General features: G+C 64.1%; 17 protein-coding genes, 1 tRNA gene and 2 pseudogenes. 16 read left to right on the top strand and 4 right to left on the bottom strand.

Translation table 11 applies throughout. From position 1 onward, the window contains the following. Positions 1–107 precede the first annotated feature (107 nt). Positions 108–1,301, bottom strand: a complete 1,194-nt coding sequence (gene metC / locus CWO89_RS13695; RefSeq protein ID WP_130579207.1) for a cystathionine beta-lyase — start codon at positions 1,299–1,301, stop codon at positions 108–110. Between the two features lie 317 nt (positions 1,302–1,618). Between metC and CWO89_RS13690 the strand changes: the two genes are divergently transcribed. Genes CWO89_RS13690 through CWO89_RS13675 form a run of 4 tightly spaced genes read left to right on the top strand, consistent with a single transcriptional unit; the run spans position 1,619 to position 6,132 of the window. Next, positions 1,619–2,635: an amino acid ABC transporter substrate-binding protein gene (locus CWO89_RS13690; RefSeq protein WP_130579205.1), complete on the top strand. Its 1,017-nt coding sequence runs from the start codon at positions 1,619–1,621 to the stop codon at positions 2,633–2,635. Between the two features lie 18 nt (positions 2,636–2,653). Further along, positions 2,654–3,856, top strand: a complete 1,203-nt coding sequence (locus CWO89_RS13685) for an amino acid ABC transporter permease (RefSeq protein WP_130579203.1) — start codon at positions 2,654–2,656, stop codon at positions 3,854–3,856. Then, the gene (locus CWO89_RS13680; RefSeq protein WP_130579201.1) at positions 3,856–5,379 is read left to right on the top strand and encodes an amino acid ABC transporter permease; all 1,524 of its coding nucleotides are present in this window, start codon (positions 3,856–3,858) and stop codon (positions 5,377–5,379) included. Before CWO89_RS13685 ends, CWO89_RS13680 begins: the two co-directional genes overlap by 1 nt. A gap of 12 nt (positions 5,380–5,391) precedes the next feature. Further along, complete coding sequence (locus CWO89_RS13675; RefSeq protein ID WP_130579200.1) at positions 5,392–6,132, top strand: amino acid ABC transporter ATP-binding protein; 741 nt, start codon at positions 5,392–5,394, stop codon at positions 6,130–6,132. Positions 6,133–6,192: 60 nt separating this feature from the next. On the opposite strand, the gene CWO89_RS13670 is transcribed toward CWO89_RS13675, so the two are convergent. Next, positions 6,193–7,227, bottom strand: a complete 1,035-nt coding sequence (locus tag CWO89_RS13670) for a cysteine synthase A (protein WP_130579198.1) — start codon at positions 7,225–7,227, stop codon at positions 6,193–6,195. 563 nt (positions 7,228–7,790) lie between these two features. Here CWO89_RS13670 and CWO89_RS13665 point away from each other — a divergent pair. From CWO89_RS13665 to CWO89_RS13645, 5 genes are all read left to right on the top strand, one after another. Beyond that, entirely contained in the window at positions 7,791–9,203 is a 1,413-nt protein-coding gene (locus CWO89_RS13665; protein ID WP_130579220.1) for an efflux transporter outer membrane subunit, read from the top strand. Next, entirely contained in the window at positions 9,193–10,611 is a 1,419-nt protein-coding gene (locus CWO89_RS13660; RefSeq protein ID WP_130579196.1) for an efflux RND transporter periplasmic adaptor subunit, read from the top strand. The genes CWO89_RS13665 and CWO89_RS13660 overlap by 11 nt, the downstream gene beginning before the upstream one ends. Positions 10,612–10,716: 105 nt before the next feature. Further along, the gene (locus CWO89_RS13655) at positions 10,717–13,845 is read left to right on the top strand and encodes an efflux RND transporter permease subunit (protein ID WP_130579194.1); all 3,129 of its coding nucleotides are present in this window, start codon (positions 10,717–10,719) and stop codon (positions 13,843–13,845) included. After that, complete coding sequence (locus CWO89_RS13650) at positions 13,845–16,949, top strand: efflux RND transporter permease subunit (RefSeq protein ID WP_130579191.1); 3,105 nt, start codon at positions 13,845–13,847, stop codon at positions 16,947–16,949. Before CWO89_RS13655 ends, CWO89_RS13650 begins: the two co-directional genes overlap by 1 nt. Before the next feature lie 34 nt (positions 16,950–16,983). After that, positions 16,984–17,703, top strand: a complete 720-nt coding sequence (locus tag CWO89_RS13645; RefSeq protein ID WP_130579189.1) for a tRNA-uridine aminocarboxypropyltransferase — start codon at positions 16,984–16,986, stop codon at positions 17,701–17,703. A 44-nt stretch (positions 17,704–17,747) separates the two neighbouring features. Here CWO89_RS13645 and CWO89_RS13640 read toward each other — a convergent pair. Further along, a tRNA-Cys gene (locus CWO89_RS13640) sits at positions 17,748–17,821 on the bottom strand. A gap of 163 nt (positions 17,822–17,984) precedes the next feature. Further along, positions 17,985–18,167 (bottom strand): hypothetical protein, encoded by a 183-nt coding sequence (locus tag CWO89_RS13635; RefSeq protein ID WP_130579187.1) that lies wholly within the window; start codon positions 18,165–18,167, stop codon positions 17,985–17,987. Between the two features lie 257 nt (positions 18,168–18,424). On the opposite strand from CWO89_RS13635, the gene CWO89_RS13630 reads away from it, so the two are divergent. The 7 genes and pseudogenes from CWO89_RS13630 to CWO89_RS13605 all read left to right on the top strand — a co-directional run bounded on the left by CWO89_RS13630 (position 18,425) and on the right by CWO89_RS13605 (position 25,569). After that, positions 18,425–18,604: a hypothetical protein gene (locus CWO89_RS13630; protein WP_245476142.1), complete on the top strand. Its 180-nt coding sequence runs from the start codon at positions 18,425–18,427 to the stop codon at positions 18,602–18,604. Positions 18,605–18,864: 260 nt separating this feature from the next. After that, positions 18,865–19,767 carry an ABC transporter substrate-binding protein gene (locus CWO89_RS13625; RefSeq protein ID WP_130579185.1) on the top strand — a complete coding sequence of 301 codons (903 nt, stop codon included), beginning with the start codon at positions 18,865–18,867 and terminating at the stop codon, positions 19,765–19,767. Then, a complete protein-coding gene (locus tag CWO89_RS13620) occupies positions 19,767–21,395 on the top strand; it encodes an amino acid ABC transporter permease/ATP-binding protein (protein ID WP_130579183.1) in 1,629 nt (542 codons plus the stop codon). The genes CWO89_RS13625 and CWO89_RS13620 overlap by 1 nt, the downstream gene beginning before the upstream one ends. A gap of 52 nt (positions 21,396–21,447) precedes the next feature. After that, positions 21,448–22,689 carry an acetamidase/formamidase family protein gene (locus CWO89_RS13615; protein ID WP_130579181.1) on the top strand — a complete coding sequence of 414 codons (1,242 nt, stop codon included), beginning with the start codon at positions 21,448–21,450 and terminating at the stop codon, positions 22,687–22,689. Between the two features lie 131 nt (positions 22,690–22,820). Further along, positions 22,821–23,841, top strand: a pseudogene (locus CWO89_RS49510) (helix-turn-helix domain-containing protein); the annotation flags it as partial. A 74-nt stretch (positions 23,842–23,915) separates the two neighbouring features. Continuing rightward, positions 23,916–25,169 (top strand): annotated as a pseudogene (locus CWO89_RS49505) (acetamidase/formamidase family protein); the annotation flags it as partial. Between the two features lie 16 nt (positions 25,170–25,185). Further along, the gene (locus CWO89_RS13605) at positions 25,186–25,569 is read left to right on the top strand and encodes a RidA family protein (RefSeq protein WP_130579179.1); all 384 of its coding nucleotides are present in this window, start codon (positions 25,186–25,188) and stop codon (positions 25,567–25,569) included. Positions 25,570–25,666: the final 97 nt, after the last annotated feature.

Raw genomic sequence — 25,666 nt, 5'->3', positions numbered from 1 at the left:
TGATGAGCGGGCTGATTTGCCTGACGAGGATTTGGAGTTCTTCGTCATGGTGAACGCGCGGTTATTTGGTCGCGCCGAAAGCCCGCAAAATCCCGGTACTTGTGCGCTTACATCGCCGCCTTGAGCGCGGCAAAGCCGCGATCGAGATCGGCCTTGAGGTCGTCGATGTTTTCGAGCCCGATATGGAGCCGCAGCGTCGGACCGCCCGGCGCCCATTTGGTGGCTGTGCGATAGTCGCTGCAGTCGAAGGGGATGACCAGGCTTTCGAAGCCGCCCCAGGAATAGCCCATGCCGAACAGCTTGACGGTGTCCAGCAGGGCGTCGACCGCTTTCTGTGAGGCCGGCTGCAGCACGATGCTGAACAGGCCCGAGGCGCCGGTGAAATCGCGCTTCCAGATCGCGTGGCCCGGATCGCTCTCGAGCGCGGGGTGCACCACCCGCGCTACTTCGGGACGCACCTGCAGCCAGCGCGCCATCTCCAGTCCGGAACGGTAATGCTGCGCCAGCCGGACCGACAGCGTGCGGACGCCGCGCAGCGCCAGATAGACGTCGTCGGGCCCGGCGCAGACGCCGAGCAGGCGGATGCCCTCGGCGAGCAGCGGCCACGCCTCGGCATTGGCCGAAATGGTGCCGAACATGATGTCGGAATGGCCGCCGATATACTTGGTCGCCGCCTGGATGCTGATGTCGACGCCTTGCTCCAGCGACCGGTGATAGAGCGGGGTCGCCCAGGTGTTGTCGTCGATCACGAGCGCGGTGCGCGCATGCGCGACGGCAGCGATCGCGGGAATGTCAGGCATCTCGAAGGATTGCGAGCCCGGCGCTTCGACCAGCACCGCGCGCGTGTTCGGCTTGAACAGCGCTTCGATGCCAGCGCCCACGAGCGGATCGAAATAGGTGGTCTCCACCCCATAGCGCGCCAGCAGGCCGTTGCAGAAATTGCGCGAGGGGCGGTAGACGTTGTCGCAGACCAGGAGATGGTCCCCGGCCTTGAGCACCGACAATAGCGCCGTGCTGATCGCCGCGAGGCCCGATGGCGTCAGCCCGACGCCGGCGCACTGCGGCCCCTCCAGCGCCATCAGCACGTCCTGCAGCGCCCGCGTCGTCGGCGTGCCGTGGCGGCCATACTGATATTCGCCGCGATGGGCATGGAGGTCGTCCGCGGTCGGATAGAGCACGGTGGAACCGTGGACAACCGGCGGATTGACGAAGCCCTTCTGGGCCTCAGTGTCCCGGCCCGCGGTCACCAAGCGGGTTTCGGGCTGTTGTGGGGGGACCGGTCCGTCGTTGGAAAAGCTCATGCGCTCGCCGTTAAAGACTTTTTGCCGCAGCAGCCGTGACGCGTCGGAAGAAGCGGGCCCGGGCCGGGTTTTTAATAACAGGACAGGGAAGAGCTACGTCAACCCCTTGACCCGGCTCGTCAGTCACTATGTGATGCGCCCAACTTCAAGTCGCCGCACGTTGAGGGGCCTGCCGCGACCTTCGATCCAACGCTTGGCTGACTGGCACGCAAGATGCAGGCCAGTTCGGCGATTCGCTGGGGATCATCGGTCGGTCCGTTAACGTTTGAGGCGACCGCACGCAAACCTTCCCGGACGACCCCTTGAAAGGCCCTGCCATGAAACGCGTATCGCTGGTTCTCACACTTGCCCTTGCCGCCGGCCTCTCGGCGCAGGGCGCTTCGGCGCAAACCCTTAAGACGGTCAAGGACCGGGGCATGCTGTCCTGCGGGGTCAGCCAGGGCCTGCCCGGATTCTCGTCCCCCGACGACAAGGGGAACTGGACCGGGCTTGATGTGGACGTCTGCCGCGCAATCGCGGCGGCGATCTTCAACGATGGCACCAAGGTCAAGTTCGTGCCGCTGTCGGCGAAAGACCGCTTTACCGCGCTGCAGTCCGGCGAGATCGACGTGCTGTCGCGCAACACCACCTGGACGCTGTCGCGCGATACCTCGCTCGGCGCCAACTTCACCGGCGTGACCTATTATGACGGGCAGGGCTTCCTGGTGAAGAAGTCGCTGAAGGTCAATTCAGCGCTGGAGTTGAACAGCGCCTCGGTTTGCGTGCAGACCGGAACCACGACCGAGCAGAACCTCGCCGACTACTTCAAGGGCAACAACATGAAGTATGAGGTGATCGCGTTCGCCTCTGCCGATGAGACGGTGAAGGCCTATGAATCCGGCCGCTGCGACGTCTTCACTTCCGACGTCTCACAGCTTTACGCCGAGCGCCTGAAGCTCGCCAATCCCGCCGACCACGTCGTCCTGCCTGAGGTGATCTCCAAGGAGCCGCTCGGCCCGATGGTCCGCCATGGCGACGACCAATGGTTCGACATCGTGAAATGGACGCTGTTTGCGATGGTCGATGCCGAGGAACTCTCCGTCACCCAGAAGAACGTCGACGAGATGGCCAAATCTGACAAGCCGGAGCTGAAGCGCGCCTTCGGCACCGACGGCAATCTCGGCGAACAGCTCGGCTTGACCAAGGACTGGTTCGCGCGGATCGTGAAGTCGGTCGGTAATTACGGCGAGGCGTTTGATCGCAACGTCGGCGCGGGCTCGAAACTCGGCATCGCCCGCGGTCTCAATAACCTCTGGAATAAGGGCGGTATCCAGTACGCGCCGCCGATCCGCTGATCCGATAGGCGTGCGGCGATGGCCATCGAGCCCCGGAAACCACCGTCGCAGTTTTTGCTCAAGCTGCAACGTGCGCTCGGCGGCCGCGCAGGATGGGGAGGCTTCGTCCTCCAGCTCCTGTTCGTCGCCGTGCTCGCCTGGATTGCCTATGAGATCGTGGCCAATGCCCGCGCCAACCTTCAGGCGCAGCGGATCACCGCAGGCTTTGGCTTCCTGCAGAACACCGCTGGCTTTGACGTCAGCCAGAACCTGATCCCGTACACGGGCTCGGACACTTATACGCGCGTCTTCTTCGTGGGACTGGTGAATACGCTGCTGGTCTCGGTGATCGGCATCTTCTTCGCCACCGTGATCGGCTTCATGGTGGCGCTCGGGCGGCTGTCGCCGAACTGGCTGTTGTCGCGGATTTCCGGCGCCTATGTCGAACTGGTGCGCAACCTGCCGATCTTGTTTCAGATACTGTTTTGGTATCTGGCGGTGCTCGCGGCTCTGCCCAGTCCGCGGCAGAGCGTCTCCGTGTTCGGCATGTTCTTCCTCAACAACCGCGGCCTGGTGATTCCAAGGCCGATTGGCAATCCCGGCTTCGAACCGTTTGTCGTCGCGGTCTTGGTTGCGATCGTGGCGGCGCTGGTGCTTTGGCGCTACGCGCGGCGGCAGCTCTACCAGTATGGCAGGATGATCACGATCTGGCCCTACCTGCTGGGCCTTCTGATCGGGCTGCCGCTGGTGACGTCGCTGATCTTCGGCGCGCCGGTTACCTTCGAGATGCCAGTGCTGAGGGGCTTCAATTTCGCCGGCGGCTCGCGCCTGATTCCGGAGTTCGTGGCGCTGACGCTTGCGCTGTCGACCTACACAGCCGCTTTCATCGCCGAGATCGTGCGCGCCGGCATCCTGTCCGTGCACAAGGGACAGATGGAGGCCGGCTCCTCGCTCGGGCTGCACCGCGGTGAGGTGCTGCGGCTGATCGTGATCCCGCAGGCGATGCGCGTGATCCTACCGCCGCTCACCAACCAGTATCTCAACCTCACCAAGAACTCCTCGCTCGCGGTCGCGATCGGCTATCCCGACCTGGTGTCGGTGTTCGCCGGAACGACGCTGAGCCAGACCGGCCAGGCGATCGAGATCATCGGCATCACCATGGGCGTCTATCTCCTGATCTCGCTGGTGACGAGCGCGATCATGAGCTTCTATGGCTGGCGGATCAGTCGGAGCATGGGCTGATGAGCGATTTCGCCGTTTCCAATTTCGTCCGCGAGGAACTCGTTCCGCAGCGGCCCGCGCCGGTGAAGACCACGGGTCTCGTGGGCTTCCTGCGCACGCGGCTGTTCAATTCGCCGACCAACATCCTGATCACGATCGTCAGCGTGCTCCTGCTGTGGTTCGTGCTCGTCCCCACGGTCAAATTCCTGTTTGTGGATGCAGTCTGGACCGGCACGGACCGCGCCGCGTGCCTGGCCGAGACTGCCGGGCATCCGGTCGGCGCCTGCTGGCCGTTCATCCAGGCCAAGCTCAGCCAGTTCATCTATGGATTCTATCCGGAGCCGGAGCGCTGGCGGGTCAACCTGACCTTCTTCCTGGCGGCTGTGCTGCTGTTGCCGCTGTTGATTCCTCGGCTCCCGGCCAAGGGCAACAATGCCAGCCTGTTCTTCCTGGCTTTTCCGGTGGTCGCATTCTTCTTGCTGCGCGGCGGCGGGCTCGATGGTTTTGCCGTGAGCTGGATCACGTCGCTATTGTCGGGCTTCAACGACAGCATCGGCGACGGCGGGCGCAAGCTCGCGGCGGCCGGCGAAGCCGCCGCCGTGATCGGGCCGGCGCTCTGGGGGCTCGGAAAGCTGATCGTCCTGATCAGCACGGTGATCTCCTGGGGGCTGCTACCCCTGCAATGGCTGCTCGACCAGATCCAGAGCGCAGGCCAGCCGGTCTGGATCGATTTCGCGATCACCGCCGTGATCGTCTCGCTGCTGCTGTTCTTCCTCGGTGGCGGTTTCCGCACCGGCTGGCGGCCGCTGGTCGTCAGTCTCGCGACCTTTGCCGGCATTGGGCTGGTGATATCAGTCATGAAGCTCGACCGCGGCGGCTTCCCCGTGGTCGACACCCGGCTGTGGGGCGGCTTGCTGGTGACGCTGGTCGTTTCGGTGACAGGCATCGTCACTTCGATGCCGGTCGGCATTGCGCTGGCGCTCGGCCGACGCTCGACCATCCCCTTGATCCGTATTTTCTCGATCGCCTTCATCGAGTTCTGGCGCGGCGTGCCGCTGATCACGGTGCTGTTCTTTGCGACCTATATGCTGCCGCTGTTCGTGCCGACCGGCTTCACCATCGACGGTCTGGTGCGCGCGCTGATCGGCATTGCGCTGTTCGCCGGCGCCTATCAGGCCGAGGTCATCAGGGGTGGGCTGCAGGCGATCCCGCGCGGGCAGGGGGAGGCGGCAAGCGCGCTCGGCCTGTCCTGGTGGAAGACGACGGCGCTGATCGTCCTGCCGCAGGCGCTGCGCCACGTCATTCCCGGCCTTGTCAACAGCTTCATCGCGCTGTTCAAAGACACCTCGCTGGTGTCGATCGTCGCGCTGTTCGACCTGCTCGGCCAATTGCGCGCTTCCTTCAGCGATCCCACCTGGGCGACGCCGACCACGGCTTTCACCGGCTTTGCCTTCACCGGGCTGATCTATTTCGTCTTCTGTTTCGGCATGTCGCGCTATTCTCTGTTCGTCGAGAACAGGCTGAACGCGCACCGGCGCAACTGAGTGAAATTCGCCATGAGTTCGAATCCGATCGTCAGCATCAAGGGCCTCAACAAGTGGTACGGCGAGTTCCACGTGCTGCGCGACATCAATCTCGAAGTCGGCCGGGGCGAGCGCATCGTGATCTGCGGCCCTTCGGGCTCCGGCAAGTCGACGCTGATCCGCTGCATCAACGCGCTGGAGGAGTTTCAGGAAGGCGAGATCATCGTCGATAACATTGAACTCGGTCCGAACTTGCGGCGCGTCGACGAGGTCCGGCGCGAGGTTGGCATGGTGTTCCAGAGCTTCAACCTGTTTCCGCATCTGACCGTGCTCGACAACTGTACGCTGGCGCCGATCTGGGTGCGCAACATCCCGAAGAGGGACGCAGAGGCCTCAGCGATGAAGTTCCTGGAGCGGGTAAAAATCCCGCATCAGGCCAGCAAATATCCGGGCCAGATGTCCGGCGGCCAGCAGCAGCGCGTCGCGATCGCGCGTGCGCTCACGATGAACCCGAAGGTGATGCTGTTCGACGAGCCGACCTCGGCGCTCGACCCGGAAATGGTGAAGGAAGTCCTGGACACCATGGTCGACCTCGCCAAAGAGGGCATGACCATGCTGGTCGTCACCCACGAGATGGGATTTGCCCGCGAGGTCGCCGACCGCGTCATCTTCATGGACGCCGGCCAGATCATCGAGTCGAACACGCCGAAGGAATTCTTCGCCCATCCGCAGCACGCGCGGACGAAGCTGTTCCTCAGTCAGATCTTGAGATGAGCGAATAGCGAATGGCGAGTAGCGAATAGGGCAATCCATTCGCTACTCACTACTCGCGTCCTAAACAAACGGCACGTCGATCTTGGTGCGCTTCTCGAGCCATGCCGGCACCGGCAGGTTCTTCGAGCGCATGAAATCCGGATTGAAGAGCTTGGACTGATAGCGGTTGCCGGAGTCGGCGAGGATCGTCACGATCGTCTTGCCGGGCCCGAGCTGCTTTGCCAGGTGGATCGCGCCGGCGATGTTGATGCCGGTCGAACCGCCGAGGCAGAGGCCCTCATGCTCCAGGAGTTCGTAAATCACGGTGACCGCTTCTTCGTCCGAAATCAGGAAGGCGTCATCGACCTTGGCGGTCTCGATGATGGACGTGACGCGGCCAAGACCGATGCCCTCGGTGATCGAGTCGCCCGGCGTCGATTTGGCCTCGCCATGCTTGAACAGTTCGTACATCGCAAAGCCGTGCGGATCGGCGCAGGCGGTGACGATGCCGTTGTTCTTTTCCTTCAGGGCGCGGCTGATCCCGGCGAGCGTGCCGCCGGTGCCGACCGAGCAGATGAAACCGTCGACCTTGCCGCCGGTCTGCTGCCAGATCTCCGGGCCGGTCGAGTCGTAGTGCGCCTTGGCGTTGTCGAGGTTGTTCCACTGGTCGGCGAACAACACGCCGTTCGGCTCAGTCTTGCGAAGTTCGTCAGCTAGCCGTTTGCCGACATGCTGATAGTTGTTCGGATTGGAGTAGGGCAGCGCCGGCACCTCGAGCAATTCGGCGCCGCACAGCCGCAGCATGTCCTTCTTTTCCTGGCTCTGGGTTTCTGGGATCAGGATCAGGGTCCGGTAGCCGCGGGCGCTGGCGACGACCGCGAGCCCGATGCCGGTATTGCCGGCGGTCGATTCCACCACCAGCCCGCCCGGCTTGAGCGCGCCACGTTTCTCCGCCTCCAGGATCATCCACTTGCCGGCGCGGTCCTTGACCGACTGGCCGGGATTCATGAACTCGGCCTTGCCCAGGATGGTGCATCCGGTCAGCTCGGAGGCACGCTTCAGCTTGATCAGCGGCGTATTGCCGATGGCTTCGACGACGTCGTTGTTGATTGTCATGTCGGGGGTATTCTTTGCCGGTTATTTCGCTCCCGGCTGACCCTAGTGCGGGGGCGGCAAAAGGGAAAGGCCCCCTTGCGCCGCGGTGCGAGCCGGCCCGAATCGACCCACCGGTCCGCGGCAATCTGCCTCGCGACTCTCGGTCCGCGAAATGGGGTGCCGGATGGTGTCGGAGCATTGGGGATTCGGGGCAACAGGCGCTCGGAAATCCCCATGAAATCTTCGTAAGATTCCGGCAGCTTCCGGTGCCGACAAAATTGAAGTAAGGCCTGTAAGATAAGGACAACTTGCTATTCGGAGGTTCCCTGGTTGAACTTGGCCAGGGTCTCTCGTCGGGTTGGCAGGACTGTCCGCTTGCTATGCCCCCGGAGTAGTATGACGGGGCGGTTCCATTGGAAGCATCACTCCGTGAAGGTTCTACAGACTATCCCCCAACGCGTTGCGAACTCATCGCGACTTGATTCGGCGCGCGGAGGAGAACGGAGGTGACCCAGCGCATCCGGGGGGCTGCTGTCGGCGCACGGCTGCGCGCGCCTGTGCCAAGCCTGCGAACCGTGTTGCGCATGTTTGCGGGTTTTGTGATTGCCGCGAGCTCGGCCGGCTGCATCCTGACCAAGGATCTTCCCGATCCTGCGCTGGATATTCCCGGCGGCTACAAGGCGGCGCGGCAGACAAAGGCCTCAGACGCGCCGCCGACGCTCGACTGGTGGCGTGGCTTTCGCTCGACGGAACTGACGACGCTGATGGAAGAAGCCCAGCGGGTCAATCTGGACATTGCGGCGGCGGTGGCGCGTTTCAAGCAAGCGGACGCGCAGGCTCGGATTGCCGGCGCGGCCTTGCTGCCGACGCTGTCCGGCAGTGGATCAGAGACCTATTCGCGTACCTCCGGCTCGAGCGCAAGCGGCTTGAGCATCGGCGGGCGCGAGGTGGTCAATTACAACGCCTCGCTTGCCGCGAGCTATCAGCTCGATTTCTGGGGCCAGAACCGCGACGCTGCGCAGGCTGCGGAAGAGACCGCGGTCGCCAGCCGCTTCGACCGCGAGGTGGTGGCGCTGACCACACTGACCGCCGTTGCCAATGCCTATTTCCAGGTGCTGACGTCGCAGGATCGAATTCGCACCGCCCAGCGCAACATCGCCAGCGCCGAGCGTGTCCTCAACGCGATCAGGGATCGCTTCAAGGCCGGCACCGGCACCGATCTCGACGTCGCGCAGCAGGAGAGCCTGGTGGCCAACCAGCGCGCGTTGGTGCCACCGCTCCGGCAGACCCTCGACCAGAACATCAATGCGCTGGCGACGCTGGTGTCGCGGCCGCCGGAGAGCGTGCGCATCACCGGCGGCTCGCTCAACAACATCGCCATTCCACGGGTAACCCCGGGCCTGCCGTCGGGGCTGTTGACGCAGCGTCCCGACATCAGGCGACAGGAGGCACAGCTCGCAGCCGCCACCGCCAATGTCGGCAGCGCCCGCGCGCAGTTCTTTCCGAGTATCCAGTTGACCGGGCAGGGCGGCTATCAGAGTTCGGCGCTGTCGGCGCTATTCCAGCCGCATGCGGCGTTCTTCAGCCTGGTCGGCAGCGCGACGCAGCCGATCTTCGACGGCGGGCGGATCCTCGGCAATTTCGAATTAACGCAGGCGCAGCAGGATGAACTGCTGCAAGCCTATCGCAAGGCGGTGGTGCAATCCTTTGCCGACGTCGACAGCGCGCTGGTGGCAATACGCGAGACCACGATCCGGCTGAGGCTGCAGCGTGACGTCGTGGCGTCGTCACAGCGGGCGTTTCAATTGGCCGAACAGCAGTTGCAGGCCGGAACTGCTGACATCGTAACTGTGCTACAGACCCAACAGACTCTATTCCAGGCCGAGGACGCGCTGTGGCAGGCGCAACTGGCCCGCCTGCAGGCGATCATCAGCCTGTATCAGGCGCTGGGCGGCGGCTGGGAGCCAAAGGTGGAGAGATCGGTCGATGCTCTTTAAGCCGGAAGCAAAGGACAACGCGAAGGCTGCGGAGGTAAACAAGCCGGGCTTGTTGTCGCGCCTGCTCAAGCGGATGGTGTCGCTGATCATTGCCGCCGTAATCCTCGGCGGCCTCGGCTATATCGGCTGGCTGGCCTGGCAGCAGAAGGGGGGCGGCCACAACGCCAACGCACGGCCTGACCTGCCGGTGCCGGTGCTGGCGGCCATGCCGCGCGTGCAGGACGTGCCGGTCTATCTCGACGGCGTCGGCTCGGTGCGCGCGCTGAATACGGTCACGGTTCGCTCGCAGGTCGACGGCAAGCTGATCAAGGTGAACTTTGTCGAGGGGCAGGACGTCAAGAAGGAAGACGTGCTCGCCGAAATCGATCCCGCGATCTATCAGGCGCAGTACGATCAGGCCGTCGCCAAGAAGGCGCAGGATGAGGCGCTGCTCGCCAACCAGCGGCTCGACCTCGCGCGCTACCAGCAGCTCGCTCAAACCAACGCCGGTTCGAAGCAGCAGTATGACACCCAGAAGGCGGTGGTTGCGCAGCAGGAAGCGCTGGTGAAGGCAGATCAGGCCGCGATCGACAACGCGGCGGCGACGCTGAGCTACACCAAGGTCGTTGCGCCGATCTCGGGCCGCGCGGGCCTCCGCCAAGTCGACCAGGGCAACATCATCCATGGCTCCGACACCACCGGCCTCGTCGTTCTCACCCAGTTGCAGCCGATCGCGGTGTGGTTCAGCCTGCCGCAGCAGCAGATCGTGCGGGTGAATGCCGCGGCCGGCCAGGGCACGCTCGCGGTCGATGTGTTCGGCAATGACGGCGTGACCGTGATCGATACCGGCAAACTGACCGGCATCGACAATCAGGTCGACCCAACCACCGGCACGCTGAAACTGAAAGCGGAATTTCCCAACGGCAATTTCCAGCTCTGGCCCGGCCAATTCGTCAATGTGCGGCTGAAGGTCGAGACGTTGCCGAAGGCGATCGTGGTGCCGACCTCGGCCGTGCAGCGCGGGCCCGCCGGAACATTCAGCTATGTGATCGGCGAGGACAATATCGTCACCGCAAAACCGGTGACGGTCATCCAGCAGAACGAGCATGACGCCGTGATCGGCAAGGGGATCGCGGCCTCTGACCGCGTCGTCACGACGGGATTTGCCAATCTCGCCGATGGATCGAAAGTCATCGTCGGCAAGGACGACGCCGCGCCGACCGCCGATCTCGCGCCGCGCAAGCGCAGCCGCAGCCCGGATGCCAAGAACGGCCAAGCCAAGGATGGTCAGGCCAAAGATGGCCAGGCAAAGGACGGCGAACATCGTTCGCGGCGCGAGCGCACGCAGGGCGAGGGCGACCAGAAGGGCTCGAGCGGGGCGGCAACGGGGGGTGAAACGTCAGGCGGCGCAGCGAAGTCGCAGCCATGACCGGACGATCAACCTAGAGCATGATCCGGAAAAATGGAAACCGGTTTTCCGAAAAGATCATGCTGAAATTAATGTCTGACTTCGCAAGGACGAGTACGCAAAGCCATGGGCGTCTCTGAACCGTTCATCCGCCGGCCGATCGCGACCTCGCTGCTCGGGATCGCGCTTCTGATCGGCGGCGCGCTCGGCTATTTCGCGCTGCCGGTCTCGGCGCTGCCGCAGGTCGACTTCCCGACGGTGCAGGTGTCGACGCAACTGCCGGGCGCCAGCCCCGATGTGATCGCGTCCCTGATCACGGCACCGCTCGAACGCCAGCTCGGACAGATCCCGTCGCTGTCGTCGATGAATTCGACCAGCTCGTTCGGCGTCAGCCAGATTTCGCTGCAGTTCGATCTCAACCGCGACATCGATGGCGCGACCCAGGACGTCCAGGCTGCGATCAATGCCGCCGCGGGGGTATTGCCGAAGAATCTTCCATACCCGCCGGTGTACGCGAAAGTGAATCCGGCGGATGCGCCGGTCATGACGCTGGCGCTGACATCGGAGACGATCTCGCTGCGCGCGATGAGCGACCTCGCCGACACGATCCTTGGCCAGCGGCTGAGCCAAATTTCCGGTGTCGGTCGCGTCGCCGTGCTCGGCGGGCTGAAACCGGCGGTGCGGGTGCAGGCCGATCTGGCGCGGCTTGCGGCCTATGGCATCTCGATGGAGGACCTGCGCAACGCCATTGCCGGCGCCAACGTCTCGGGCCCGAAAGGATCGCTCGACGGCGCGCAGCAAGCCTACACGATCGCCGCCAACGACCAGATCGCGGCAGCGGAGGCCTACAAGCCGATCATCATCGCCTATCGCAACGGCTCGCCGGTGACGATCGGCGACGTGGCCGTGATCGTCGACGGGCTCGAGAACGACCGCACCGGCGGCTGGTACCAGGGCACCCCGGCGGTCATCATCGACATCCAGCGCCAACCCGGCGCCAATGTCATCGAGGTCGTCCGCCAGATCCGCGACGAGATCCCGCGGTTGCAACGCCTGATTCCGGCCGGCGTCAACCTGACCATCGTCAGCGATCGCACCGTCACCATCCGCGCCTCCGTCCGCGACGTGCAGTTTACGCTGATCCTGAGCGTCGTGCTGGTGACGCTGGTGGTGCTGCTGTTCCTGCGCTCCCTGCGCGCCACGCTGATCGCGGGCGTCGCGCTGCCGCTGTCTTTGATCACGAGCTTCGGCATCATGTATTTTGCCGGCTTCAGCCTCGACAATCTGTCGCTGATGGCGCTGACGATCGGCACCGGATTCGTGGTCGACGACGCCATCGTGATGATCGAGAACATCGTCCGCCACATGGAGGAGGGCGAGTCGGTGATGGAAGCCGCGCTCAAGGGCGCGAGCGAGATCGGCTTCACCGTGATCTCGCTGACGCTGTCGCTGATCGCGGTCTTCATCCCGCTGTTGTTCATGTCCGGGCTGGTCGGGCGCATGTTCCGCGAATTTGCGCTGACGCTGACGATTGCGGTGGTGACCTCGGCGGTAGTCTCGCTGACGTTGACGCCGATGATGTGCTCGCGCCTCTTGAAGCATGTCGGTGAGGAATTCGTGCTGCCGGGCCTTGGCGCCATCAGCGGCTTCATCGACCGTATGGTCGAGTTCTACCACCGCACGCTGCTGTGGGTGCTGCAGCGCCAGCGCGCGACCCTGCTGGTGACCTTCGCCACCATCGCGCTCACGCTGTTCATGTATGTGATCGCGCCAAAGGGCTTCCTGCCGCTGCAGGATACGTCATCGATAACAGCGGTGACCGAGGCAGGCCCGGACGTCTCCTTCGCCGAAATGCAGGCCCGACAGACCAAGGCGGCGGACCTGATCAAGTCGGACCCGGACGTGACCGGCGTGGTTTCCGTGATCGGCGCTGGCTCCGTCAACCCGACCACCAATGTCGGCCGGCTCGTGATGACGCTCAGGCCGCTCGGCGAGCGGCGTGACGGCATTTCGACGGTGGTGGCGCGGCTGAAGCAGAAGACGGCGTCGATCCCCGGCATGACCATCTATTTCCAGCCGGTGCAGGACGTGCAGATTTCGACACAGTCGAGCCGGTCGCAGTACCAGTACACGCTGAACGGCACGGACGCCAAAGAGGTGTCGCTCTGGGCGGGCAAGCTGGTCGCCGAGATGCGGCGCGATCCGATGTTCCGCGACGTGTCGTCGGAGGCGCAGGAGGCCGGCCTCCGGGCCGCGCTCGATATCAATCGCCAGCGCGCGGGCCAGCTCGGCGTCAGCCTGCAGGCCGTCAACGACACCCTGAACGACGCGTTCGCGCAGCGGCAGATTTCGACCATTTACGGACAGGCCAACCAGTACCGCGTCGTGCTGGAGGCGCTGCCGATGTATCAGCGCGATCCATCGATCCTCGACAAGCTGTATTTGCCCGGCGTGAACGGCGCGCAGGTGCCGCTGTCGGCAGTGGCGACGCTGACGCGTACCACGGCGCCGCTCGCGATCTCGCACCAGGCGCAATTCCCGGCGGTGTCGCTCAGCTTCAACCTCGCGCCCGGCGAGGCGCTCGGCGATGCCGTTGAAGCGGTGAAGGCGCTCGAGACCCGGATCGGCATGCCCAACAGCATCGTCGGGGTCTATACCGGCGACGCTGCGGAATTTTCCAGATCGCTCGCCGGCCAGCCCTGGCTGATCCTCGCCGCGATCATCACGATCTACATCGTGCTGGGCGTGCTCTATGAGAGCTACATCCACCCGATCACGATCCTGTCGACGCTGCCTTCGGCAGGCGTCGGCGCCATCCTGGCGCTGATGCTGTTCGGGCAGGACCTTTCGGTCATCGGCCTGATCGGAATCATTCTCCTGATGGGCATCGTCAAGAAGAACGCGATCATGATGATCGACTTCGCGCTGGAGGCGGAGCGGCACAAGGGCATGTCGCCCTATGACGCGATCGTGCAGGCCTGCCTGCTGCGGTTCCGGCCGATCATGATGACGACATTGGCGGCGCTGTTCGGCGCGCTGCCGCTTGCGATCGAAAGCGGCACCGGCGCCGAGCTGCGCTTCCCGCTCGGCATTTCCATCATCGGCGGCCTCCTGCTCAGCCAGTTGCTGACGCTCTACACGACGCCCGTGATCTACCTCGCGCTCGACCGGCTGAACCGCAGGATCGAGCACGCGCTGCCAGACCCGGGGCCGCAGGGCCCGCCGGTCGCGGGGGCGACCGAGGGGATGCAGTGATGGCATCGATCTCGATCTCGGAGCCCTTCATCCGTCGTCCGGTCGGCACCACGCTCATGGCGATCGGGCTCTTCCTGCTCGGGATCGTGGCGTACGAGTTCCTGCCGGTGGCGTCGGTTCCGAACGTCGATTTCCCGATGATCAGGGTGTTCGCATCGCGGCCGGGCGCCGACCCGTCGGTGATGGCTGCGACGGTGGCGGCGCCGCTGGAGCGCCGGCTCGGCGAGATCGCGGACGTGGAGCAGATCACGTCGGTCAGCTCGCTCGGCAGCACCAGCATCCAGGTGCAGTTCGCGATCGGTCGCAACATCGATCGCGCCGCCCGCGACGTGCAGGCGGCAATCAACGCCTCGATGGCGGATCTGCCGACCGACCTGCCGACATTGCCGATCTTCAGGAAGGCCAATCCTGCGGCGGCGCCGGTATTCGTGCTGGCGCTGACGTCGAAGACGATGTCGACCAGCGCGATGTACGACGTTGCGGATACCGTGCTCGCGCAGCGCATCTCGCAAGTGCCGGGCGTGGGCGAGGTCACGGTCTCGGGCGCCGATCAGCCGGCGGTCCGGATCTCGCTCAATCCGGTGGCGCTGTCGAATGCGGGCATTGCCACGGAGGACGTCCGCCAGGCCATCGTCAATGCCAATCCGCTCGGGCCGGTCGGCATCTTCAATGGCGGCCGCCAGAGCGAGACGCTCTCGATCAATCCGCAGATGCGAACCGCCGCCGAGTTCCGCAACATCCTGATCAAGAGTGCGAACGGCAATTTCGTCCGCCTCTCTGATGTCGCCGAAATCGAAGACAGCGTGCGCAACGTCCGCTCGGTCGCCTGGTTCAACAAGCAACCGGCGGTCCTGATCCAGATCACCAAGCAGGGCGACGCCAATGTCATCGACACCGTCAACCGTGTGACGGCGATGCTGCCGGAGCTGAAGCAGTGGATCCCCGCCGGTCTCGAGATTTCCACCCTCGTGGACCGCACCGGCACCATCCGCGCCAGCGTGCTCGACATGCAACTGACGCTGCTTGCCACGGCCGGGCCCGTCATGGTCGTGGTGTTCGTGTTCCTGCGCCGCTTGACGCCGACGATTGCGGCGGGCGTCTCGGTGCCGCTGGCGCTCGCGGGCACGTGCGCCGGCATGTGGCTCGCCGGTTTCTCGATCGACAATCTGTCGCTGATGGCGCTGGCGATCTCCGTCGGCTTCGTGGTCGACGACGCGATCGTGATGATCGAGAACATGTACCGCAATCTCGAGCAGGGCATGGCGCCTTATCCGGCGACACTGGAGGGGGCCAAGCAGATCGGCTTCACCGTGGTTTCGATTTCGCTGTCGCTGATCGCCGCCTTCACGCCGCTGATCTTCATGGACGGCATCGTCGGCCGGCTGTTGCGTGAATTCTCGCTGACGCTGACCTTCGCCATCCTGGTCTCGACCCTGGTGTCGCTGACGATCACCCCGATGATCTGTGCGCATTACATCAAGGAAGCGACCTCCGATCGCGCCACCTGGTTCGATCGTCTGATCGAGGGAACCCTGTCGCGCATCGTGCGCTTCTATATGTGGACGCTGCGCGGCGTGCTCGATTTTCCGTTCCTGACCTTGCTCGTCTTCTTCGCCACGATCGCGCTGACTGTGACGCTCTACATCAAGACGCCGAAGGGCTATTTCCCGACCGACGACAGCGGCTTCGTCATCGGCGCAACGCGGGCATCGCCTGACACCTCGTTCCAGGCCATGCTCAAATTGCAGCAACAGGTGGCCGACATCGTGATGGCCGATCCTGCGGTCGCCGGAATCGGCTCTTCGCTCGGGAGCGGGGGGATGGGCGGTGGCGCCAACCGAGGCACCATGTTCATTAGCCTGAAGTCGCCGGAGGAGCGGGGAGGAGTTTCTACGCAGCTTGTGATCGATCGCCTGCGCCGCAACCTGTTCACGGTGCCGGGCATCCGCCTGTTCATGTTCGCGGCTCAGGACGTCCGCGCCGGCGGACGACAGAGCGATTCCGACTACCAGTACACGCTCTCGAGCGCCGATCTCGACTTGTTGCAGAAGTGGGCGCCGATCGTCGCCAAGCGCATGGAGACCGTTGAAGGTATCACCGACGTCTCCAGCGATCGCGACCCCGGCGGATTGCAGCTCAATTTGGTGATCGACCGCAAGACCGCCTCAAGCCTCGGCGTCCGCGTGCAGGATATCGACAACGCGCTCAACAACGCGTTCTCGCAGCGGCAGATCTCGATCGTCTATACCCAGCGCAACCAATACATGGTGGTGCTGGAGATCGATCCGAAATTCCAGACCGATCCGGCCAATCTCGAGCGCATCTACGTGGCCGGCGCCAACGGCGTTCAGGTGCCGTTGTCGGCCGTCGTCCATTACCAGCGCGGGCTGGCGCCGCTGGCCGTCTACCACACGCAGTCGTTCCCCTCGACCACGGTTTCATTCAATCTGCTGCCGAACGTGCCGCTGGACGAGGCGACGTCGAATATCCAGCGCGCTGTCGATGAATTGCACATGCCTGAAGGCATTCGTGGCAGCTTTGACGGCAACGCCGGCGACTTCAACAAGACCAGCGGGAGGCAGCCGCTCCTGATCCTGGGGGCGCTGGTTGCGATGTATATCGTGCTCGGGGTGCTCTATGAGAGCCTGGCCCATCCGCTGACAATCATCTCGACCTTGCCGTCCGCAGGGCTGGGCGCGCTGCTGGCGCTGCAACTGACCGGCACGCCGCTGACCGTGATCGCCTTTGTCGGCATCATCCTCTTGATCGGCATCGTCAAGAAGAACGGCATCATGATGGTCGATTTCGCGCTGGACGCCGAGCGGCAGCGCGGCCTGTCTTCGGCGGACGCGATCTTCGAGGCCTGCAGCGCAAGGTTCCGGCCGATCCTGATGACGACCATGGCGGCGCTGTTTGCCGGCATTCCGCTGGTGCTCGCCACCGGTCCCGGGACGGAGCTGCGCCGGCCGCTCGGCATCACCATTATCGGCGGACTGTTCGTTTCGCAGATCCTGACGCTCTACACCACGCCTGTGATTTACCTGTTGATCGACCGGTTGCGGCGGCGCGCCGAACCAGCCGCGCTGGCAGCGCCCGCGGAATAGTTGAATTGGCGGCCGCGTAGCGTATAGCGGGCGGATGACGGAATCAGATCAGACAATCCTTGCCGAGCCGGTCGCGGACTGTCCACATTGCGGCAAGCCGATGCCGCTGTGCATCTGCGACAGTGTTACGCCAATCGGGAACCGGATTGGGGTCCTGATCCTGCAGCATCCGCAGGAGCAGGATAGGGCGCTCGGTACCGCACGGCTGACCGCGCGCCATTTCGAGGAAGCGGTGGTACGAATCGGGCTGTCCTGGCCGAGCCTGTCCAAGGCGCTGGAGCAACCGGTGGCTGACCCGTCGCGCTGGGCGGTGCTCTATCTCGGCTCCGCCAAGGTCGCCGATCTCGACACCGAAGCCGAGGTCGTCGCCATCGACCGCAAGGGCGCACTCGAGCCGAACCAGCGCGGCATCCTCGGACGCATCGAGGGCATCGTGCTGCTCGATGGCACCTGGAGCCAGGCCAAGGCGCTGTGGTGGCGCAATCCCTGGATGTTGAAATGCCAGCGGGTGATTCTGGGCCCCCGCCAGCCGTCACGTTACGGCCAGCTTCGCCGCGAACCGCGCCGCGATGGACTTTCCACGATCGAGGCGGCCGGCCTGCTGCTCGCCGCGCTCGAAAAGCGGCCCGACATTGCCGAAACCCTGAACGCCAGCTTTGAGCGGATGCTGGCAAGATATCGCCAGGTGCAGCGGACGATGCCGGAACTCGCCCCAAAACCGAAGAAGCGCGATTTTCGTCGCCGGAAGCGATGAAAGCGACGCCTCATCTATCAGGCGTAAGCTATTGATTGTATGAGTGGAGGCCACGACCAGAATTGAACTGGTGTACACGGTTTTGCAGACCGTTGCGTAACCACTCCGCCACGTGGCCCCAAGCGGGGCGGATCAATACAGAGGTTCAAGGACTTAGGCAACCGGCCCCGAACCGGTTCCTGCAGAATTCTGAAACTCCGGCTACCTCGCCGGCACCGCGGTACACAGCGCCTTTCTGCAGGCGGCGATTGGATTTGGCTGGATGGCGGGAGTGGCGCTCTTTAGCAGGAGGCGAACCAGCCATCCGGAAATGGGATGAGCGGCCAGGGCGTCTGGTTGTCATTCGCGGGGCGTGGCGGCGGCTGGAAGCGCGGCAATGGCTGAGCCATGAAATCCTCCTGCGGCGTCGGGGCGACGGCTGCTCGCACGGCGTCCAACACCAGATCAAATTCAGCTTCGCTCATTGCGCTCTCCGGGGGTTGTGAGCGCAACGTCGCAAAATGGGTTTGTAGGCGGATTGAGCGGATCGCTTCAATTTTAGCGATCCGGCAGCCGCCCCCTCACTTGGTTACCAGAGTCTTGCTAGTGTCGTATGAACGCTATTGCCGGCGCGGTCCCACCGCACTGTGAGAAAAATCACATTTGACCAAAATGAATTCGCGTAAGTCGCAATCACGCCTGCGGCGGAGCAGGGCAGGTTTGAGCTTAGGGAGACGCGGTCATGAAGGCAAGCGTTACGCGACTGGCAGCCTTGAAAAGCCGCGCCCGTCGGGTGTCCACCCTCAGCCTTTTCCTCACGCTGTTCGCGGCCGGATCGGGCAACGCGCTCGGCTCGTCCGAGCAGCGCCGGGCCTGCACCCCCGACGTCTACCGGCTTTTGCCGGCGAAATCCCCAACGTGAAAGCCATCATCGCCTGCCTGAGCCGCAGAAGGCCAGTCTGAGCGCCGCATGCGCCGCCGTGTTCGAGTAATGAATCGCCCGCGCCAAACGTCGGGCTGTCGCCGAATACAATTTGAGCAGCCGTTGCCCAAACCGCAGGCCCGCTCCATCCAATTTTTTGTACGCCGCCAGACAAGCTTTTGCGGAGCGGTTCCCCGTAGCCTTGCCTTCGAGCTTTGGAACATGGCCGTGGCCATGACAACGTCGGAGGAGCTGGCAACATGCAGAAATGGCTTTGTGGGGAAGCACGGCGCGCGTCACTTCCGTGGCGTCGGGCGATTCTGGGCGCGATCGTCGCCGCGGGATTTCTGGCGCCGCTAAGCGCGCAGGCGGCGGCGCCGGCGGCATGCGCGGCGCTTCAGGAGAAATATCCGGACTGGAAGGGCAAGACGCTCGTCAACGCGATCAACCCGCATACGCCGGGCTATGAATCGATCGACCCGAAAGACCCCAGCAAATATATCGGCTTCGACATCGATCTCGGCGAGATGATCGGTGAATGCCTCGGCTTCAAGTTGACCTACAAGGCGGTGACGTTTGCCGCGTTGCTGACGACGTTGGCCAGCGGGCAAGCCGACATCGTGATCTCGGACATCTACGCGACCGAGGAGCGCGCCAAGGCGGCTGACTTCATCACCTATTCGAAAGTATTCGACGGCGTGCTGGTCGCCAAGGGCAATCCGAAGGGCATCAACGGCATCAATCTTTCGCTGTGTGGCGCGGCGGCGGCCGAAAATACCGGCTTCGTCGAGGTGCCGCTGGTGCAGGCCCTCGTTCCCCAGTGCAAAGCGGCCGGCAAGCCTGAGCCGACGCTGCAGCTCTACGAGAACAACGCCAACTGCATCCAGGCGATCCTGGCCGGCCGCGCCGACACCTACATCAACGACGTCAACACCGTCGATAACGCGGTGAAGGCCTACCCGGACAAGCTCGAGAAGGCGATCGCGGTGACGATCCCGTATTCGGTCGGCATCGCCGTACCCAAGAACAAGCCGAAGTTTCGCGACGCTGTGATGGCCGCACTGACGGAGATCTACAAATCCGGCGACCAGCTCGCGCTGCTCAAGAAGTGGGGACTTGATCCCGACAATCTCAAGGAACCGGGCCTGCTGACCGTCAACTGATGTCCCTGTTCCTGCACTATCTCAGCCTGCCTTACCTGCTCGCGGGCATCGAGCTCACCCTGGAGGTGACCGCCCTCGGGCTCGCAGGTGGGCTGATCCTCGGGCTGATCCTGGCCTGGATGCAGCTCAGCCGGTTCTGGTGGCTGGCGGCGATCGCGCGCGGCTACACCGTGATCTTCCGCGGCACGCCGCTGATCCTGCAGATGGTGTTCGCCTACGACGCGCTGCCGCATATCGGCATCAAATTGCCGGCCGTGCTGGCGGCCGGCCTCGCGCTCGCCTGCAACGAGGCGCCGTTCGTCGCCGAGATGCTGCGCGCCGGCGTGGTCGGCGTCGAGCGCGGACAGATCGCCGCGGGACAGGCGCTCGGCATGACGCCCGCGGTGCTGATGCGGCGGGTGATCGCGCCGCAGGCGATCCGCACCATGATCCCGGCCTTCGGCAATGAGTCCGTCAGCGCGTTGAAGAATTCGTCGCTGGCCTCCGTGATCGCAGTCCAGGAATTGACGCTGCGAAGCACGCAGCTTGCGTCCTCGACCTTCGATTTCTTCTCGATCTTCTTCGCCTCCGGCCTGATCTATCTCGTGCTGACCGGCGCAATCAGCGGCATCCAGCTCGCGTTGGAATGGTTGCTCGATCTCGATCGTACCTCGCGTGAACGCAAGCTTGCCGATTATCTGCCCTGGCGCCGGGTCGATCTCCTGACCAAGCTGGAGCTTGCCGAGAAGACCGCGCCGGCGGTCGACGTTGCGGCCGGCATAGAGCCGGAAATTCCGGTGCCGCCGTCCAGGACGCTGACGCCGGAGGAACGGGCCAGGCGCACCGCGACGATCGCGCGCAACAATATCGCGGTCGAGGTGAGGGATTTGCGCAAGAGCTATGGCGAGCAAGATGTGCTCGATGGCTTGAATCTCACGGTTCGCGTCGGCGAGGTCATCGCGCTGCTCGGACCCAGCGGCTCCGGCAAGAGCACATTGCTCCGCTGCATCAATCATCTGGAGAATTGGGATGCCGGAACGGTGCATGTCGGGGGACGGCGGCTCGGCTTCGACGACCACGGCAGGCTGCTGTCGCCGCGCGCGATCGCCAATGAGCGCGCCAACGTCGGCGTCGGCATGGTGTTCCAGCAGTTCAACCTGTTCAGCCACCTGACGGCGAAGGAGAACATCGCCGGACCCTTGCGCTGGGTCCAAGGCATGACGCGAATTGATGCCGACCGTCGCGCGCGCGAACTGCTCGACCGCGTCGGCTTGAGCCATCGCGCCGACGCACTGCCGCGGCATCTGTCAGGCGGGCAACAGCAGCGGGTGGCGATCGCCCGCGCGCTGGCGCCAAACCCGAGTGTGCTGCTTCTGGACGAGCCGACTTCGGCGCTCGATCCCGAACTCGTCAACGAAGTCCTGGAAGTGATCCGGCGGCTCGCCATCGACGATGGCCTGACCATGATCATTTCGACGCATCAGATCCGCTTCGCTGACGAAGTGGCCGACCGCGTCGCCTTCCTTAGCGGCGGACGGATCCTGGAGGAGGGCCCGGCACATGAGGTGCTCTCCAACCCGCGCAACCCCGTCACCGCGCGCTTCCTCAGCGTGATGGAAGCCGACGAGACGCCGGAGGCGGTGAGATGAAGTGTCACGCGCCAGAACTTCGATCGTTCCGATCCCCTGAAGAGGCACTTGCATGAGGCACTTTACCCTGCCGGTCTCGCCGGCCACCGTTCACTGGGGCTACTTCAGCAAGAAGGTCGCGCCGGCGCTGACGCTGCGTTCGGGCGACCGCGCCACCATCGAGACGCTGACCCATCACGCCAACGACGATTACGAGCGGATGATCGCCGGCGATCCAGGCGCCGAGAGCGTGTTCCACTGGACACGTGAGCACAAGGGGGTGGCGCGCCGCGGCTCCGGCCCGACCGAGGGGCCGTTCATTCGCGGCGCCGGCGAGGGGCTTGGCGTGCACCTTCTCACCGGGCCGGTCGCAATTGAAAACGCCGAGCCCGGCGACGTCCTGGAGGTGCGGATCCTCGACATCAGGCCGCGCCCGAGCTGCAGCGCCTGCCACGCCGGCCGTTGTTTCGGCTCGAACGCCGCAGCCAATTGGGGCTTCCATTATCACGATCTCATCGAGGAGCCGAAGCCGCGCGAGGTGATCACGATCTTCGAGCTCGACACCTCGGGCGAGCCGTTCGCGAAAGCCGTCTACAACTACGTCTGGACGCCGCAGACCGACCCTGATGGCATCGTGCACGCCACCATCGACTATCCCGGCGTGCGGGTCGACCATGCGACCATCCGCAAGCGCGAGAACATCCTCACCGGCGTCAAGGTGCCGGCGCGGCTGCATTTCGGAACCATGGGGCTTGCGCCGTCGGAGGCCGACTATGTCAGCTCGATCCCGCCGAGCTATACCGGCGGCAATATCGACGACTGGCGGATCGGGAAGGGCGCGCGGATGTATTATCCGGTGGCCGTCCCCGGCGCGTTCTTCTCGGTCGGCGATCCCCACGCCGCGCAAGGCGACAGCGAACTCGGCGGCACCGCGATCGAGACCTCGCTGACCGGGGATTTCGAATTCATCCTGCACAAGAAGAATGATCTCGGCGGAACCGCGCGCGAGGGCCTCGCGCATCCGATGTTGGAGACTGATCATGCCTGGTCAGTCTATGGCTTCACCTATCCGAACTATCTCGCCGAGCTTGGCGTCGATGCGCAGACGGAGATTGCCAACCGCTCCAGCCTCGACCGTGCGATGCGCGATGCGTTCCGCAAGCTGCGGCGGTTCCTGATGACCGTGCACCGGCTGAGCGAAGATGAGGCGATTTCGCTGATGTCGGTCGGCGCCGATTTCGGCGTCACCCAGGTGGTCGACGCCAATTGGGGCGTCCACGGCACGATCCGCAAGAACGTCTTCAGGTGCGACTAATGCATTGAGAATGGGCTGCTTTTGATCGCGGGTTGAATTCACTGGCGTCGTTTTGACGCCGCCATTTTGGCGGAGGACTGCGCTTGTCTGGCACGCGGGTTGCTTCGATCGGCCCTGATTGGGTCGAACCGATGAGCTTCCGTCCGTTCACGAGTGAATCCTACGCGCGCGACGACCGCCTGGAGGCCTGGCGGGACGTCCTGGCCGCGGTCGGGCTGCAGCCGGCTTCAGCAAGCGCATTCGACGACGGTCACGCGACGGCCTCGCATCGCAACGCCGCAGGCGTGGCGCTTACGCGGATCGCCGCGGGATCGCAGGGGATCGCGCCGCTGCCGCAATCGGGCGAGGGGTTACCGATCGTGCTGCTCCCGATCGAGGACGGCGCGATGCTGCGGCAAGGCGGAAGCCATCGTATCGTTCCCGTCGGCCATCTCCTGCTGCTGCCGCGCCAGGGCGACTGGAGCCTGATGTTCCAGCGCGACATGCGGGCGATCATCCTATCAGTTACAGCCGAAGCGCGGCACGGCCGCCTCATCGGCAGGCCGATCGCGTCCGAAGCCCGCGTCGTCGCGCCCGCCGGTTTTGCCGATGTGTTCTCGCGATTGCTGGATGCAACCTCCCGCACCCTGGAAACGCTGAGCGACCTCGAATGGGCCGCTATTGCACAAAGCCTCGTCGATCTCCTGCTGACGCTCGCGCACCAGTCCACCTCTCCCGCGTCAGAGGTCGCCGGTACCGCCACGCAAGCTGCGACCCTGCACCGGATTTGCCAGACCATCGAGCGCAACCTCGACAACCCCGAGCTTGCGCCGTCGCGTGTCGCGCAGGCGGAAGGGATTTCCGAGCGCTACCTGCAAAAGCTGTTCGAGGGCGTCGGCGACAATTTCTCGCACTATGTACGCGAGCGCCGGCTGCAGCGCGCCTGGTCCGATCTGTCGAACCCGGCGGAGGCGCATCGATCGATCTCGGAGATCGCCTATCGCTATGGCTTCAGCGACTCCGCGCATTTCAGCCGCGCGTTCCGTCATCGCTTTGGTCTGCCGCCGCGCGAGTTTCGCCAGCAGGAGGCCGAGCGCGCAGCGCCATCGTCGATCGCCGCGGGTCAGCGCGGCTGGCCGCAGGAGGCGCTTGCGCAATTGCGAACGCATCAGCCATCGAGCGTCGGCAGAAATATCGCGGCTGGCACGCCGACCCCGGCGCAGGAAGGTAAGTGCGAGGGCCGCCCAGCCCACCATCATCTCTCCGTTGACGCGAGCCGCGTGCATTGGGGCTATTTCAGCCGCACGCTTGCACCTCAGGCCGAGATCAATTCCGGCGACACGATCACGATCGAAACCCTGACGCAGCATGCCTCTGACGACCCTGATAGAATGATCGCGGGCGATCCTGGCGCCGAAAGCGTGTTCGGCTGGAGCAAGCAGCGCAAGAATGTCGACCGGCGCGGCGCCGGTCCGATGGACGCCTCGGTGTTCGGGCGTGGCGCGGGCGAGGGCTTCGGCGTGCACATCTGCACCGGGCCGATCGCCGTGAAGGATGCACAGCCCGGCGATGTCCTGGAGGTGCGCATCCTCGATATCGCGCCGCGGCCGAGCGGCAATCCGCACTATGAGGGCAGGGTATTCGGCTCCAGCGTCGCGGCGTGGTGGGGCTATCACTACAACGAGTTCCTGGCCGGCCCCAAGCCGCGCGAAGCCGTGACGATCTACGAGATCTTTCATGACGAGACGCCGCATGCGCGTGCGCTCTATTCCTACCGCTGGGAGCCGCAGACCGATCCATTCGGCGTGGTTCATACGACCTACGATTATCCCGGCATTCCCGTCGCGCCTGGTTCGGTGAGGCGCCGGCACGCCGTGCTAGACGGCATCCGCATTCCGCTACGGCCGCATTTCGGTGTGATTGCGGTCGCGCCGCGCGAGCTCGACTTCGTTGATTCCGTACCGCCGTCCTATTTCGGCGGCAACCTGGACAATTGGCGGCTCGGCAAGGGGGCGACCGTCTATCTGCCGGTCTCGGTGCCAGGCGCGCTGCTCTCGGTCGGCGATCCCCATGCAGCCCAAGGCGACGGAGAGTTGAGCGGAACGGCGATCGAATGCTCGATGACCGGCACGTTCCAGGTGATCCTGCACAAGAAGGGCAATCTGGCCGGCCAACCGTTTGCCGATCTCAGCTATCCCCTGATCGAGACCGCGACCGATTGGGTGTTGACCGGCTTCAGCCATCCGAACTATCTCGCCGAGTTCGGTGCGCAGGGGCAGAGCGAGGTCTATGCGACGTCCTCGCTCGACCTCGCGATGAAGGACGCTTTCCGCAAGATGCGGCGCTTCCTGATGAACATCAAGGGTCTCACCGAGGACGAGGCGATCGCGCTGATGTCGGCGGCGGTCGATTTCGGCGTCACCCAGGTCGTCGATGGCAATTGGGGCGTGCACGCAATCCTGAGCAAGCGGCTGTTCGAGGACGTGGCTACGTCGCCATAACAGAAGGATACCGAGATTGAAGTTTCACATGATCGCCGGCGGGCCAAAACCCGTGGCGCCCTTCAGCCACGCAGTCGAGACCGACGGCTTTGTCTTCGTCACCGGCCAGATGCCGGATACGTCCGCAACCCCCGGCGTATTGCCTGATGGCATCGTCGCGCAGACCAAGGCGGTGATGGAAAATCTGCGCGTTGTGCTCGAGGGTCTCGGTCTCGGCTTCGAGCACATCGTGATGTCGCGCATCTATCTCACGCGCTTCAAGGAAGACTACGCCGCGATGAACGAAACCTATCGCAGCTATTTCCCGCCGAACCGCCTGCCGGCACGCACTTGCGTCGGCGTCACCGGGCTTGCCTATGATGCACTGATCGAGATCGATCTGGTGTGCCGCCGGCCGTGAGTGCCGGCGAGTTCGCGATTGATCGCGCGGCCCGCCACGCTGTCCCCGCGAAAGCAGACCCATAACCACAGGGAGGTGTTGTGGCGCGAGCAAGCGG

The sequence above is a fragment of the Bradyrhizobium sp. Leo170 genome (assembly GCF_004296405.1).
Lineage (GTDB): Bacteria > Pseudomonadota > Alphaproteobacteria > Rhizobiales > Xanthobacteraceae > Bradyrhizobium.
This window is presented reverse-complemented; position numbering and strand designations above follow the sequence as displayed.